The organism is Rhabdothermincola sediminis (genome assembly GCF_014805525.1).
GTDB lineage: Bacteria > Actinomycetota > Acidimicrobiia > Acidimicrobiales > Acidimicrobilacustridaceae > Rhabdothermincola > Rhabdothermincola sediminis.
In genome coordinates this window covers 54,762-69,444 of record NZ_JACFSZ010000012.1, presented here as the reverse complement: position 1 = coordinate 69,444, position 14,683 = coordinate 54,762, and the positions used below count along the sequence as shown (strand labels likewise).

General features: G+C 70.7%; 12 protein-coding genes. 5 read left to right on the top strand and 7 right to left on the bottom strand.

All coding sequences use genetic code 11. The features are described from left to right. Positions 1-5 precede the first annotated feature (5 nt). On the top strand, positions 6-1,346 hold the full coding sequence (locus HZF19_RS11150) for a cytochrome P450 (RefSeq protein ID WP_208028858.1): 1,341 nt from the start codon (positions 6-8) through the stop codon (positions 1,344-1,346). Here the strand turns inward: HZF19_RS11150 and HZF19_RS16905 are convergent. The 3 genes from HZF19_RS16905 to HZF19_RS11135 all read right to left on the bottom strand — a co-directional run bounded on the left by HZF19_RS16905 (position 1,327) and on the right by HZF19_RS11135 (position 3,775). Then, a complete protein-coding gene (locus HZF19_RS16905) occupies positions 1,327-2,244 on the bottom strand; it encodes an LCP family protein (protein ID WP_208028857.1) in 918 nt (305 codons plus the stop codon). The genes HZF19_RS11150 and HZF19_RS16905 overlap by 20 nt on opposite strands. A gap of 295 nt (positions 2,245-2,539) precedes the next feature. After that, the gene (locus tag HZF19_RS11140) at positions 2,540-3,040 is read right to left on the bottom strand and encodes a DUF4352 domain-containing protein (protein ID WP_208028856.1); all 501 of its coding nucleotides are present in this window, start codon (positions 3,038-3,040) and stop codon (positions 2,540-2,542) included. Between the two features lie 90 nt (positions 3,041-3,130). Continuing rightward, positions 3,131-3,775, bottom strand: coding sequence for an adenylate/guanylate cyclase domain-containing protein (locus HZF19_RS11135; protein WP_208028855.1), 645 nt, complete (start codon positions 3,773-3,775; stop codon positions 3,131-3,133). Between the two features lie 86 nt (positions 3,776-3,861). On the opposite strand from HZF19_RS11135, the gene HZF19_RS11130 reads away from it, so the two are divergent. Beyond that, positions 3,862-6,189 (top strand): arylsulfatase, encoded by a 2,328-nt coding sequence (locus HZF19_RS11130; RefSeq protein ID WP_208028854.1) that lies wholly within the window; start codon positions 3,862-3,864, stop codon positions 6,187-6,189. Between the two features lie 45 nt (positions 6,190-6,234). Here the strand turns inward: HZF19_RS11130 and HZF19_RS11125 are convergent, their stop codons facing one another. Both HZF19_RS11125 and HZF19_RS11120 read right to left on the bottom strand, forming a co-directional pair. Continuing rightward, positions 6,235-7,953 carry an N-acyl-D-amino-acid deacylase family protein gene (locus HZF19_RS11125; protein ID WP_208028853.1) on the bottom strand — a complete coding sequence of 573 codons (1,719 nt, stop codon included), beginning with the start codon at positions 7,951-7,953 and terminating at the stop codon, positions 6,235-6,237. A gap of 137 nt (positions 7,954-8,090) precedes the next feature. Then, complete coding sequence (locus HZF19_RS11120; protein ID WP_208028852.1) at positions 8,091-8,891, bottom strand: enoyl-CoA hydratase-related protein; 801 nt, start codon at positions 8,889-8,891, stop codon at positions 8,091-8,093. Between the two features lie 117 nt (positions 8,892-9,008). Between HZF19_RS11120 and HZF19_RS11115 the strand changes: the two genes are divergently transcribed. Beyond that, positions 9,009-9,617, top strand: a complete 609-nt coding sequence (locus HZF19_RS11115) for a TetR/AcrR family transcriptional regulator (protein WP_208028851.1) — start codon at positions 9,009-9,011, stop codon at positions 9,615-9,617. On the opposite strand, the gene HZF19_RS11110 is transcribed toward HZF19_RS11115, so the two are convergent. Further along, positions 9,520-11,466, bottom strand: coding sequence for an alpha/beta-hydrolase family protein (locus HZF19_RS11110; protein WP_208028850.1), 1,947 nt, complete (start codon positions 11,464-11,466; stop codon positions 9,520-9,522). The genes HZF19_RS11115 and HZF19_RS11110 overlap by 98 nt on opposite strands. A gap of 61 nt (positions 11,467-11,527) precedes the next feature. On the opposite strand from HZF19_RS11110, the gene HZF19_RS11105 reads away from it, so the two are divergent. Together HZF19_RS11105 and HZF19_RS11100 are read left to right on the top strand one after the other, a co-directional pair. Beyond that, positions 11,528-12,274 (top strand): CPBP family intramembrane glutamic endopeptidase, encoded by a 747-nt coding sequence (locus tag HZF19_RS11105; protein ID WP_208028849.1) that lies wholly within the window; start codon positions 11,528-11,530, stop codon positions 12,272-12,274. 6 nt (positions 12,275-12,280) lie between these two features. Next, positions 12,281-13,516, top strand: a complete 1,236-nt coding sequence (locus HZF19_RS11100) for an alkaline phosphatase family protein (protein ID WP_208028848.1) — start codon at positions 12,281-12,283, stop codon at positions 13,514-13,516. Positions 13,517-13,545: 29 nt separating this feature from the next. Here HZF19_RS11100 and HZF19_RS11095 read toward each other — a convergent pair whose 3' ends face one another. Further along, positions 13,546-14,562 (bottom strand): hypothetical protein, encoded by a 1,017-nt coding sequence (locus HZF19_RS11095; RefSeq protein WP_208028847.1) that lies wholly within the window; start codon positions 14,560-14,562, stop codon positions 13,546-13,548. Between the last annotated feature and the right edge of the window lie 121 nt (positions 14,563-14,683).

The window sequence follows — 14,683 nt, the reverse complement described above, 5'->3', positions numbered from 1 at the left end:
CACCCATGGCGCCCACCGACACCGATCCCTGCACCACGGAGCTCCGGGGTGAGGACGTCGACCTCTCCGACGGCGCGCTGTGGATGGGCCCCCAGCGCGAGGAGGCCTTCGCCGCCCTCCGCCGTGACCTGCCGGTCTCCCGGCAACGTGGCCTGCCCTTCTTCGATCCCGACGCCGCCGATCCCGTCCTGCTGGCCGAGAACCTGGCGCGGGGCCTGCCCCACCCCGGCGAGATCGAGTGGTGGGCCGTCACCCGCTACGACGACGTCATGCACGTGAGCCGCCGCCCCGACCTGTTCGCCTCCGGTCTGGGTGGCACGAACATCGGTGACATCCCCCAGGAGATCGCCGAGTTCCTGGGCTCGATGATCAACATGGACGCGCCTCGCCACACGAAGCTGCGCAAGCTGGTCAACCGGGGCTTCACCCCTCGCCACATCGCCCGCATCGAGGACCACGTGCGCGAGCAAGCCCGCGCCATCGTCGACGCGATCTGCGAGAAGGGTGAGGTCGAGTTCGTGAGCGAGGTGGCCGCCGCCCTGCCCCTGCAGATCATCTGCGAGATGATGGGCATCCCCGCCAGCGACCAGCAGCAGATCTTCGAGTGGACCAACACCATCCTCGGGGTCGGCGACCCCGAGTACGTGTCGACCTTCGAGGACCTCATGGCCGCGGGGTTCGGGCTCTTCCAGTACGGGCTCGAGCTGGCGGAGGAGCGCCTGGCGAACCCCCGTGAGGACATCACCTCCACGCTCATGCACGCCGAGGTCGACGGCGAGCGGCTCAGCGCCAGCGAGCTGGGCTCGTTCTTCGTGCTGCTCGTGGTGGCAGGCAACGAGACCACCCGTACCGCCATCAGCCATGGGTTGCTGCAGCTGACCCGCAACCCCGACCAGAAGCAACGCTGGCTCGCCGACCTCGACGGCGTGTCTCCCACGGCCGTGGAGGAGATCGTGCGCTGGGCCAGCCCGGTGATCCACTTCCGCCGCACCGCCACCGAGGACACCGTGCTCGGCGACCAGGAGATCGCCGCCGGTGACCGGGTGGTGATGTTCTACAACTCCGCCAACCGTGACGAACGGGTGTTCGACGATCCTTTCCGCCTCGACCTCACCCGCTCGCCGAACGACCACGTCGGCTTCGGCGCAGGCGGGCCGCACTTCTGCCTGGGCGCGAACCTCGCCCGTCGAGAGATCAAGGTCATGTTCGAGGAGCTGCTGTCCCGCCTGCCCGACATCGAGGTCTCGAGCGCGCCTGACATGCTGCAGTCCGCGTTCATCCACGGCATCAAGCGGATGAAGGCCTCGTTCACTCCCCGCCCTCCGCTCAACCGCCGAACTGGCTGATCAGAGGCCGGGCCTGCGCGGTGTCGAGGTCGAGCACCGCGGCCCCTCCCGAGGTCGTGCGGTTGGTGACCGGAAGGGTGAGCGACTCGGGGTGGAACCCACCGCGCACCTGCCACAGCAGGCCGAGGGCGTCGAGGTAGGTGAGCCGGTCGTCGATGCGCATCCCGCCACCCATCGCGGACGCCAGCCGGGCGAGGGCCACGGGGTTCTTCGTGCTCGCCATCTTCGTCAGCAAGGCCTGGAGGAACGCCCGCTGGCGCTGGACCCGCCCGAGGTCCGAGGTGGGGTCAGCTCGCCACGAGCCGTCCACCAACTCCTCGTAGTAGCGGGAGCGCACGTAAGCGAGGGCCTGCGCGCCGTCCAGGGTCACCCGACCGGCGGTCGGCACGTCGAGCCCGGAGTGCGTGTCGCGCGCCGGGTGAGGGAACTCCACGGTGATGCCCCCGACGGCGTCGACGAGCTTCGCGAAGCTCACGAAATCGATCTCCACGTAGTGCTGCACCGGGATGCCCAGGTTCCGTACCGCCTGTACGAGCGCGGCCGGCCCGTCGGGGTACACCGAGTTGATACGGCCCATCTCGCCGGTGACCGGGTTCTTCACCCACAGGTCCCGGGGGATCGACAGCAGCGAGCTGCCCGAGCCCTGCATCCGCAGCACCATGATGGTGTCGGTGCGCTCCCCCGAGACCGCCTCGCCGAGGAAGGCCCCGGCGTCGGGGGCCTGCGGGTCGATGCCCTGGCGGGAGTCCGACCCCACGATGAGGTAGTTGGTCCCCTGGCCGCCGGCCCCCGAGAGCGACGCGACGGCGACCTTGTCGATGCGCCCGAACTGCCACCAGCCGAAAGCGAAGAGCGCGCCGGCCAGCAGCACGAGTGCCGACACGATCGCGAGCGCCACCCGGAGGATCCGCCGGAGCGGGACACCGCGCCGCCTGCTGGCCGCAGGAGCCTGTGGGGCAGGCAGTCGCCGAGGCGCCGACGGCCGCCGGGATCCCGGCGCGCCCCGCCCAGCCGGGGTCGCGGGCGCTGCCGGTGAGGAGGGAGCTGGTCGTGTGGATCCGGGACCGGGGGCGACCGGTGGGGCTCCGGTCCCGGGCTTCACGCCTACGTGCTCGGGGCCGATCACGACGTGACGCCGCGGCCGCTCGGTGCCCGACCGCTCGCCGGTCATGGCCGCGATGATACGGCTGGGATCAGGTCGCCGTGGTCACCTCCGCTTCGGTGATCCGCCACGACCCTTCCACCGTGCCGTCGACCGCGTGCAGCTCGACCCTCCCTCGCGCCGGGTGCTCGCCGAGATCGAACGCGATCCGCCCCGAGGCAGCATGACCGTTCTCGAGCGTCCCGAAGCTCAGCCGGTCGTCTTCGCCGAGGACCACCGGCTCGAGCGATGCCCCATCGTCCGCGTACATCCGCCAGTCCAGCGGCCCGTACTCGAACGGAGCCTCCCGCTGCGACTGCAGCGACACCATCAGCACGAGGAACCGTCCCCTGCGCAACCCGTAGCTCACGCTGTCCACCACCCGGGCATCCTGGACCACGATCGACACACCCCCGGACTCGATCGCCTCGCCGACCGCTGCCGACCTGACCGGTTCCTCGACGGTGCCGTCGTCGACCGTGCAGCCCGCGACCACCGACACCACCACGCACGCCGCCGAGCCGACACCCACCGCGACCCGCCTCCATCCCATCAGCCCCGCACGTTAGTGACTGCTCCCGGGCACGCGAGGGTTGCCGGCCGCGACACCCTGGCGGACCACATCGGCTGGCGCCACGACCGCCTAGGCGGCGGCACCGTCGCCTTTGAGCTCCACGGCGATCGTCGGGGTCACCCGCAGATCGTGCACGTCGTCAAGCTCGCCGACTCCTCTCGCCCACACCGAGAACGGCCCGCGGTCCTCGACCCAGCTCGGGAGCGGCCCACGGAGCTGCGCGGCCAGCACCTGCCCGGGCAGCGCCACGTCGCACAAGCGCGCCGCCACGTTGGCGGGCCGGCCCACGTAGTCGTCTCCTTCGAACAGCAGGGCGGTGCCTGCGCAGATCCCTGCGTGGGTGTCGATGCCGAGTGCAGCGCAGCGCACGACCAGCTCGGTGACCGCCGCGACGAGCGGCCCGTCGTCGACCGCGACCAGCATGACCCCGTCGCCGAGCCACTTCGCCACCCGTACCCCGCGGCGCGCCGCGATGTCACGCACGTGGGAGCGGAAACGGGTGAGCAGCGCGATGGCTTCGCGGTCGCCGTAGCGGTCGCAGAAGGACGTGAAGCCGGTGATGTCCACGAAGGCGAACGACCGGCGCACGGCGATCGGCTCGCCGGCGCGATCGTCGGGCACGGGTGGCTCGATGCCGGCGATGGGGTCGCCGATGGCGTCGGGACCCATCCTCGCGGGTAACGGATCACGGCAGGCCTGCTCGCTCGTCTCCACCTCCGGTCACCCTACCGATCGCCGCTCGCGGTATCGATGCCGTTTCGGTCACGCGGGTCGCCGTGCCCGTGCTAGGCAAGGTGGGGATGAACGAGCAGTCCTGTGGGGTGGAACACGACGACCTGGCTCCCTACGCCGGTCACCAGGGTCGGGTCGGTCGGACCTTCGCCGGATCGGAGGGTTGGTGGCCGCCGCGCCCCTCCCCGCCGGAGGGCGCGCCGAACGTCATCGTGATGCTCGTCGACGACCTCGGCTACGCCGACATCGGCCCCTACGGCGGTGAGATCGACACCCCGCACCTCGACGCGCTGGCCGCCCGAGGCCTCCGGTACACGAACTTCCACTCCGCCCCGATGTGCTCGCCCACCCGGGCAGCCCTGCTCACCGGGCTCAACCCCCACGATGCGGGCGTGGGCACGGTACCCCACGCGGACCCGGGGTTCCCCGGGTACGCGATGGAGCTGACCGAGCACGCCGCCACCATCGCCGAGATCCTGCGAGACCACGGCTACGCGACCATGGCCCTCGGGAAGTGGCACCTCACTCTCGACGCGCTCCAGAACGCTGCCAGCGACAAGCGCTCCTGGCCTTGCCAACGGGGTTTCGACCGCTACTACGGCGTGCTCGACGCGTTCACCAACCTGCACCATCCGCACCGGATCGTCGAGGACAACCATCAGGTCGACGTCGATCGCTACCCCGACGACTACTTCTTCACCGACGACCTCACCGACCGGGCGATCTCGATGATCCGTGAGGTGAAGGCCGCGAACCCGCGGACGCCGTTCTTCTGCTACTTCGCTCATGCCGCGGTCCACGCGCCGCTGCACGCCAAGCCGGCCGACATCGAGAAGTACCGCGGGAGCTACGAGGCGGGCTGGGATGCGCTACGGGAGCGGCGATACCGCCGCCAGCTCGAGCTCGGCGTCCTTGAGCCGGGCACCGTGCTCGCCCCCCGCAACGCCGAGCCGGACAACGATGTCCGCCCCTGGGACGAGCTGTCGGAGGACGAGCGCAAGCTCTTCGCCCGGTACATGGAGGTCTACGCGGCGGCGGTCGACAACATCGACCAGAACCTGGGCCGGCTGCTCGCCGAGCTCGACGCGCTCGGCGAGCTCGACAACACCATCGTCATCTTCACCTCCGACAACGGCGCGTCCCGAGAGGGTGAGGCCGTCGGTACCACCGCCTACTACGTACACCTCCTGCAAGGTGACGACCTCGCGGCCGACCTCGACCGCTTCGACCTCATCGGTGGACCCCGGACCACACCGCACTACCCCCGCGGCTGGGCCATGCTCGGCAACACCCCGTTCCGGCTCTACAAGCTCAACACCCACGCCGGCGGCCACTCCGTGCCTTTCATCATCTCCTGGCCCCGGATGCTGGCCGAGCAGGCCGGGCAGCTCCGCCGGCAGTACACCCACGTCACCGACGTGCTCCCCACCCTCCTCGAGCTGATCGGCATCGAGCGACCCGAGGAGCGCAACGGCAAGCGCCTCAAGCCCCTGGCGGGAAGCAGCTTCGCGCCCACCCTGCGCGACCCGCAGGCCCCGAGCCGCCACATCGAGCAGCACTACGAGACCTTCGGCCATCGGGGCTTCTACCGCGAGGGATGGGAGGTGGTGACCCTCCATCGGCCGCTCACGCCCTTCGATGACGCCGAATGGGAGCTGTACCACCTCGAGACCGACCCCACGGAGCTCAACGACCTCGCCTCCGAGCACCCGGACCGCTTGCGCGAGCTCGCCGACGCGTTCGATCGGGCGGCCTGGCAGTTCCAGGTCTACCCCTTGGACGAGGGATCGAGTGTGAAGTACCTGGTGCGCCCCCCATGGGTGGATGCCTTCGCGGAGCCAGTCACGATCCGCCCCGGCACGCCGACGCTCGAGCGCTGGCGGTCGGTGCAGCTCATCTGGTTCCGCTCCTGCCGGATCACGGCTCGCCTCGGGGGCTTCCGTCCGGGTGACCGGGGCTACCTGGTGGCCCACGGCGACCAGGGGTCCGGCTACGGGCTCTACGTCCTCGACGACGAGGCGGTGTTCGTCCACAACGACGGGAGAGGACGTCTTCGCCGGTTGTCCGCTGGCGAGGTCCCTGCTGGCGCGCGGGAGATCGTGGTCGACCTGCACGCGCCCGGCCGGACCCGCTGGGACGTGACGGTGCGAGTCGATGGGCGGGTCTCCTCCACCCTGGAGGGCGTGCCCATGCTGTTCGGCATGGCACCGTTCGAGGGCATCGACGTCGGCATCGACCGGCGCTCCCCCGTGGCGTGGGACCTCTACGAGCGCTTCGGGCCGTTCCCGTTCACCGGCGTGCTCGAGTCGGTCCGCTACGAACCTGGCGAGCCGGCACCCGATTCGCCCCAGCGCATGATCGATGTGCTGCGGGAGATGGGCGCCCGCTTCGAGTAGCCGTCGCCCAGCGGCCGTCGTCGCCGAGCGACGGCCCGGGATCGGCTAGGGCAGGACCGTCTCGGTGTCGCGGCCGGACCGCAGGACCGTCCCCGGCAGCGCGCCCACCGCCTGGTTGTCGGCCACCGTCTCCACCCCGTTCACGAGGACCCGCACGACACCGTTCGCGGCCGCGGTGAGCCGCGCCGTTCCTCCGGGAAGGTCGTTGACGAGCGTCGCGTGCTCCGCGCCCACCGTCTCCGGATCGAAGACGACCACGTCGGCGGCATAGCCCTCGGCGATGCGTCCTCGGCCGCGCAGACCGAACAGCCTGGCCGGCTCGTCGGTGAGCATCTGCACCGCTCGCTCGAGCGGCTCGAGCCGCCGGCCCCGCAGGCAGTCGCCGAGGAAGCGGGTGGTGTAGGGCGCGCCGCACATCCGATCCAGGTGCGCGCCAGCGTCGGAGCCGCCGAGCATGGCCCGGTCGTCGTCCCACACCTGCTTGCGCAGCGCCCAGGAGGCGTCATCACCATCGGGCGGGATGGGCCAGAGGATGGTGCGGAGGTCGTCGTTGATCACGATCTCGACCAGGGTGTCGAAGGGCTCCTGCCCTCGTTCCCGAGCGATGTCCGCCACCACCCGCCCCTTCAGACCTTCGTTGGCCGCGGAGTACGTGTCGCCGATCACGTAGTTCGCGAAGTCGGCCAAGCGGCGGAAGACGCCGGCCTCCTCGCTGCCCGCCCGCTCCAGCATGAACCGCCGGGTGGCCGGGTCACGGAGCTTCTCGATGCGCTCCGGCACCGGCAAGCCCAGGATCGGGCCCCAGTCAGGGAGCATGTTGAGGGCGCAGTAGTTGAGGAAACTCATGTTCATGGGCACCTGCACCGGCATCGTCAGGGCCACGATCCGTGCCCCCACCTCCCGGGCCCTGGTCGACGCGCTCAGCTGGCGTGGGACGCGGTCGGGCTCGTGCGAGTCCACGGTGAGCACGTTCCAGTTGATGGGCCGGTTCGCGGCGAGCGACATCGCGATGAACAGGTCGATCTCGTCGTCGGTGAAGCGGTCGAGGCAGCCGTCGACGATGCCCTCGAGCGTGGTGCCCTCGTGGGCCTCGACCGCCGCGCAGAGCGCGAGGAGCTCGTCGCGGTTCGACCAGCGAGAGGGCACCGGCTGGCCGTCGCCGTCGGAGTGGGTCTTCGAGAGGGTCGTCGAGAAGCCGAGACCACCGGCGTCGATGCACTCATGCAACAGCTGGACCATGGCGTCGACCTGCTCGGGCGTGGCCTCGCCGCCCACCGCGGCCTCACCCATGACGTAACGGCGCAGGGCGCAATGTCCGACGAGGAACCCGGCATTGACGCCGAGGTTGCCCTCCAAGCGGTTCAGGTAGTCCGCGAAGGTCTCCCACTTCCAGTCGACCCCGTTCTCCAGGGCAGCGAGCGGCATGCCCTCCACCTTGGCCATCATCCGCCGCAGGTAGTCGGCGTCCCGGGCCTTCAGCGGAGCGAGGGTGAACCCGCAGTTGCCGGCGATGATCGTGGTGACACCGTGGATGTTCGAGGGGGAGGCGACCGGGTCCCAGAGGAGCTGCGCGTCGTAGTGGGTGTGCGGGTCGATGAAGCCCGGACACACGACGAGGCCACCGGCGTCGAGCGTGGTGGATGCCCCCTCGTCGACCTTACCGATGACGACGATGCGGCCGCCGCGGATGCCGACGTCGGCCACCCGAGGCGGTGACCCGGTGCCGTCGACGACGGTGCCGCCCTTGATGAGGTAGTCGAGCATGAGGGGCCTCCGGGAGCCGGCGATGAGTTCTGACGACCCGTCAGATTAGTGCCTGGCGTGGACGGTGCCCAATGTTCACCCAGCGGGCGTACCAGCGACGACTTCCGCCCTCGAGGAGCCGGGGAGCGAGGGGTCATTCACTCCTCGTAGATCGGCTTGCGCTTCTCCCGCCAAGCGGCGATCGCCTCGTCGAGGTTTCCCGTGTAGCCAGCGAGGAGCTGGTTGCGGTTCTCGAGATCGATGGCGGCCTGCAAGCTGCCGACCTCGAGGTTCGCCCAGAGGCACTGCTTGGTCATCTGCACGCCGAACGTCGACAGCTCGCACATGTGCGCCGCGGTGTCCAGGGCGTGATCGAGCAACTCGTCGTCGGGGAGCACTCGCGAGACCAGCCCGATCTGCAGCGCGTGGTGGGCGTCGAAACGGCGACCGGTGAGCAGGATCTCCGCCGCGTTCGACAGTCCCACTGCCCGGGGCAGGAGGTAGGTGATGCCGAGCTCGCTCCCCGTCAGGCCGTTGGTGATACCCGCGTTGGCGAACGTGGCGGACTCCCCCGCGTAGCGGATGTCCGCTCCCAGGGCGAGGCACATCCCACCCCCGATCGCGGCCCCGTTGATGGCCGCGATGATCGGCTGGGGCATGGCACGCATGGCGGGCACCACACCGCCCATGTACGACATCGACTTCATCGCCAGGCGTGCGAAGCCCAGGCCCTCCACGTTGGGGGGCACTCCCCGATCGTGCAGGTCGAGGCCCGAACAGAACCCGCGCCCGGCGCCGGTGAGCACGACGACCCAGATCTCGTTGTCGTCGGCCACCTTCTCGATCGTCTCGTAGAGGGCCTGCACCAAGCCGAACGACATCGAGTTGAGCCGCTCGGGCTTGTTGAGGGTGATCAGCCCCACATGGGGGCGGGGAACGTCGACCAGAACCAGAGACATGGCGCCAGTGTCGCGCCTCGCTCGGCGCGACCGGCCCGTCCCGACCCCCGTCGCCTCCCTCCCCTACCGGACGTGGGTCTGCCGTGGGCGCTTCGCTGGTGAGCTAGGGTCCGCCGGGTGACGAAGGCGGGCACGACCATCGTGAGGCGCACCCGGCTCAGCCGCGACGAGCGACGTGAGCTGTTCCTCGACATCGCGGCCCGCATCGTGGTCGAGCACGGCGTGGAAGCGCTCACGATGGAAGGCCTCGCCGCTGAGGCCGGGGTCAGCAAGGCACTCGGCTACCGCTACTTCACCAACCGCGACGACCTGCTCGCCGCGCTGTTCGAACGGGAGACACGCCGCTACGACCAGCGCATCGACGAACGGACCTCCGGTCTGTCGTCGTTCGACGATCGCATCCGCGCCATGCTCGAGACCTACCTCGACACCGTGACCGAGCGCGGCAACGTCCTGACCATCCTCATGCAAGCTCGGCTCGGTGGCGGCGCCTTCGAGCAACGCCGCCGCGAGCGGAACCGGTACGTCGAGGACTACTTCGCGGCACTCATCCACGAGGAGTTCGGCGTCCCGGTGCCGACCGCGCTCGTGGCCTCCAGTGTGTTCCTCACCGGCACGCTGGGGTTGATCACCGCCTGGCTCGACCGGGGCCTGCCCCGAGACGAGGTGACCGCCACCTTCGTCGAGCTGTGCTCGGCGAGCCTGCGGGGTCTCGCGTCCCGCTGACCCGACGCTCGACGTCCGCTCCGTCTTCCTTCCGGGGGAGCTGGAACCGTGCAGCGCGTGCCGCCTCCTCGTCCTGGAGCTTGGTCATCAACCGCTCCCACTGCCCAGGGGTGGGCGACGGGAGCTCGAACACCTCTCGCACCACTGCGGGCACGTCGAGCCGGTAGTCGTGCCCGGTCGCCCGGAACACCCCCGGTACCTGATGGGTGGCATTGGCGGTGTCGACGATGGTCTGGAACCCGGTGATCATCGGCCGGAATCGCTGCCGGGCCGGCACCGTCGGCGGCCGCTGATGTGAGAGCCAATCCGGACGTTGCACGAGCAAACCCAGATTGATCTTGCGGACGGGGTCGTTGTGGTGGGTGAGCAGCACGACCCGCAGAGCGGCCCGCTGCGCGGGGCTCAGCGACCGGAGTGGCAGCGCTGAGGGGACCTCCAACACGCTCCCCGGCGTGACGTCCCTCCCCCCGAGCACTTCATGGAGCCAACCGCTGTAGTACGGGGTCCCGACGAACAGCGCCCGCTGCACCCCGAGTTCGTCGAGCCCGCGGAGGCCGCGGTGCAGGAACGCGTTCTGGCCGGCCCAAGCCCCCAGGCTCTCTCCGTACAGCACGACCCGGGGCCGGCACGAGGGGGGTCGCTCCGCGAGCGCGTCACGGATGCCGGCCAGCAGGAGCCGGACGTGCTCGCCACCGACGCCGGTGCGGTGCAGCGCCAGCAGGGAGGGGAGCCGCTCGTACTGCACGGCGACACCGGCCGCATCGCCGAGAGCCAGGTGGTCGACGGCCTCGAACGGCACGGTGTTGACGTAGCCCGTGCCAGCCGGGCAGCCGACCACCAGGATCGAACGGTCGAAGGCGCCAGCCCGCTCGAGCTCCCGGAGCGCGAGCGCCACCCGGTCCTCGGGAGTGCGCGCCGCGTCATAGCCCACGAACACCCGCACGGGCTCGGCCCGTGCCGGGGTCCCCATGACCGAGTGGATGTCGTCGGCCGAGGGCCGGTTGAGCAGGAAGCGCCGGCCTTGGCGACCGGTCCTGGAGAAGCTCACCGCCGAGCCGGGGCCGGCCGAGCACGCGGGCGTGTCGGGTGGGGTGTCATAGCCAGGGTCCATGACCCGGTCGTAGAGCTCCATCCCCCGCACGAAGGTGTCGGCGAACGCGGTGATGACCGCGGCCCACGCCATCGTCGCCGCGGTTCGCCCGCCGACCTCGCTGATGCCGGGCGAGAGCCCGATCCGGCGGCGCAGCACGCGGGTCATCGCCTGGCCGCTCTTGCGGTAGCCGTTGACCACCGCGGCGAGCAGCGCCGCCACCGTCGCGCTCTGCGCCACCGCAGGGAGCGGGCGGGGGGGCGGTGGATCGATGTCGTCGCGGCGTGCCACCTGGTCACGGATGGATCGGAACAGCACCACCGACCCGGCAGCCGCGCCGATCGAAGCCAGCACCCCCGCCGTCACGCCCGGTCGCTCGGCGTTGCGCACCAGCGCCACCGCGCCGCACGCCGCCGAACCACCGGCGAGCCCGCCGGCCATGGCCCGAAGCGTGGCCGCCGGGAGGCTGCGGGCCGCCGCGTCAGCGAGCACCAGCTTCGCGGTCAACGCCGCCGCAAGGGCAGCACCGAATGCGAGGGGCTGGTCACGCACCTCCACCTCGCGACCGATCAACCCGTACGTCGCGTTCCCCACCGCGAACCCGGTGGCCGCCGAGGCACCCGACACCAGTGCCTGGTCCAGCGTGGTGCGCGGCATGAGCGACGGACCGAACGACTCCGCGGCGACCCACGCACCGAGCACCACACCGGACCACACGTCCGGCCGCCGGAACCATTCGTCTGCAGGGTCGAAAGCCATATGCCTCCCGGACCGGGATGGCGGCGAGCGTAGCTCCGGTGCCCGCTACGCTCCCCCAGCCATGCGCAGGCGCCGAGGCACCCGCCAGCCGGCCGGGACGGGACGGCCCGTCGCCGAGGCCGCGATCGTGGGTGGCATCGCGGCCGCCCACGTCGTCGACCATCGCCTGGTGCCGGTTCGCTTCCACCTCGGGACCCACCTCGCGTCGGCGGCGGCGGCGGTCGCGGCGGCCAGAGCAGCAGGCGCCTCGCTCGACGAACTGGGCCTCGGTCCCGCCCGCCTGCGCGCCGCGTTGCGCCGCGGGGTCCTCGGCTCGCTGGTCATCGGCGCGATCGTCGGAGCGGGCGCGCTGGTCCCCCGCACCCGGCCGCTGTTCACCGATGCCCGGGTGCTCGACGTCTCACCCGGCCAGGTGGCGTACACCTCGTTGGTGGAGATCCCGTTCGGGACCGCCGTCTACGAGGAGGTCGTCTTCCGTGGGGTGATCCTGGGGCTGGCCATGCGGCGCTTCAGCCCACCCGGTGCGATCGCCGTGAGCTCCGCGCTGTTCGGGCTGTGGCACATCCTGCCGGCACTGGCCGATCGTGAGCACCACCCCGCCACCCGCACCGCTCATCCCGCGGCGGTCGTCGCCGGCGCCGTGGCTGCCACCACCCTCGCGGGGGTGCTGTTCGGCGTCGAGCGGGTGCGCACCGGTAGCGTCCTGGCGCCGGTGCTGACCCACGCGACGACGAACGCGGTCGCCTACGCGGTGGCCGCCGGGGTCGCCCGGCGGGCCCGGGACGGCATCGTCCTGGAAGTAGCGTGAGCCCCCATGACGCTGAAGCCGCCCGTGCTCGGATCCCTCACCACGTCGTGGTTCGATCCTGCCGGCCCCGTGCACGAGCCGGGGAGCCGCCCCGCCCCGGACCTTCCCGAGGGCACGGACCTGTTGCCCCAGATCGAGCACATCGTCGTGCTGGTGATGGAGAACCACTCTTTCGACAACTACTTCGGGATGCTCGGCCGGGGGGACGGCTTCACCCTCGATGACCAGGGTCGCCCGCTCGACGCCAACCCCGACACTGACGGCAACCCGGTCCGGGCCTACCACTTCGAGACCACCCGGCAGCCCCCCGACGAACCGGCTCCGGATTGGAACGCCTGCCACATCCAATGGAACGAGGGCCGACTCGACGGCTTCGTGCGCAGCGGCAGCGGTCGTACCGCCATGGGTTATTGGACCGGCGATGACATCCCCTTCTACTGGGGCCTCGCCAGAACCTTCCCGCTCTGCGACCGCTACTTCGCCTCCGCCCTCACCCAGACGTTCCCCAACCGGCGGTTCATGTGGTCCGGCACCGCCATGGGCATGGTCACCACCGACATCCCGCCGCTCGACGAGGTGCCGCCGAACGGCACCATCTTCGATCGTCTCGACGATCTCGGGATCGAGTGGCGCAACTACTTCGGCGACCTGCCGGAACCAGCCCTCTACCCACCCGTGTGGTTCGCGAACCCCGGCCGTGGACGCACCTACGACGACTTCGTCGAGGACGCTAGCCGGGGAACGCTCCCCCCGTTCAGCCTGGTCACCCCCCGCACCGACCTGTCCGAGGAGAACCCGCAGGACATCCAGGAAGGCGAAGCCTTCTCGGCCCGCATCATCAACGCTGTCCTCGGGTCGCCCTGCTGGCCCCGCACCCTGTTGATCTGGACCTACGACGAGCACGGCGGCTACTACGACCACGTCCCCCCTCCTCCCGCCGTGCCACCCGATGACATCCCGCCGAAACTCGTGCCCGACGTGCACCTGCCGGGCGGGTGGGATCGCCTCGGCTTCCGTGTGCCGTGTGTGGTCGTCTCGCCCTACGCGCGCCGGGACTACGTGTCACACGTCATCCACGACCACACCTCGGTGCTGCGACTGATCGCCACCAAGTGGAACCTCGGCGCGCTGACCCGGCGCGACGCGAACGCGAGCAACCTGCTCGACTGCCTCGACCTCGACGGACCCCCGGCGTTCGCGGAGCCGCCGGCACTGCCCATCCCGGGGAGGGACGCCCACTGATCGGAGGAGGGCAGCCCACCCCGGCCTGCTCAGCCCTGGTGGTGGTGGTCGCAGCTCGCGGTCCCCTGCACGCCCTCGATCTCCGCGAATCGCCCGCAAGGTGTGTCGACGATCCACACGTGCAGCATCGGCGGGGTCACGAACAAGGTGCCGATGGGGCACACCCCGCTCACCGTCGTGGCCACCACGATCGGAGTGGGCCGGCTGAAGTCCCAGCAGAGGTTGTCGTGGATGTGCCACGGCGTGAGCGGGCCGCCCACGTCGGGCACATCGGCCATGGTCGCTCCCAGCGGGAGGATGTACATCGCGGACTCCAGCACCCGAGTGCCGTCCGACAGGACGCGGTACACGAGCGACTCGGGGTGCTCGGGATCGAGCACGACATCGTCGAGGAACCACTCCCAGTTCACCCAGTGCTCGAAGCCGGTCACCGCATCACCGATGCTGCGGAAACCAGCCGCGTGAGCGGCCCGGGTGCTCGCCCACTTCGGGATCGAGGCCTCCGTGGCCGCCAGGAGAGCCGCCGCTCGCGCCTCTTGCTCGGGCGTGGCGCCGGTACCGGTGCCTTCGTCGTGGTCGTGGTCGTGGTCGCCGGGGCCAGGGAGTCCCCCGCCGCCGTCCCCGCCGTGATCGTGGTCCCCTCCCCCGGGGCCGGAGCTGCCGCCGGCGTGGTCGTGACCGTCGGCGCCAGGCGTGGTGCCGCCGGGATGGTGGTGATCGCCGTGATCGTCCGTTGCGCCGCCCACCGCATGGTCATGGCCGCCGGAGCTGTCCGGGTGGTCGTCGTGGCCGTGCGATCCCGACCCCCCGTCCGGTCCGTGCGCGTGGGGCGCGCCGGCTGCGTGGCTGGCGCCGTCCCCGTGGGCATGGTCGCTGCCCGAGGTGTCGTGTGCGTGGGCGTCGCCGTCATGAGGGTGGTCGTGGCCGTCGGAGGAACCCTCGGCCGCCAGCGCGAGCTCACCGGGAGGCGAGCCCACCCCGGGGCCACCGCCCGTCGAGGCTCCCGCGCCCAGCACACCGACCGAGAGGGCCGCGAACCCCAGCACGGCCAGCGATCCCCTCTGGTACCACCGCCGTACCGGCGGTCCACCTGATACCTCGCGTCGATGGACCAGGCTCCCCTGGGCTTCCATCGGCTTCCCCCTTCCGCCGAACGCCCTGAGTGTA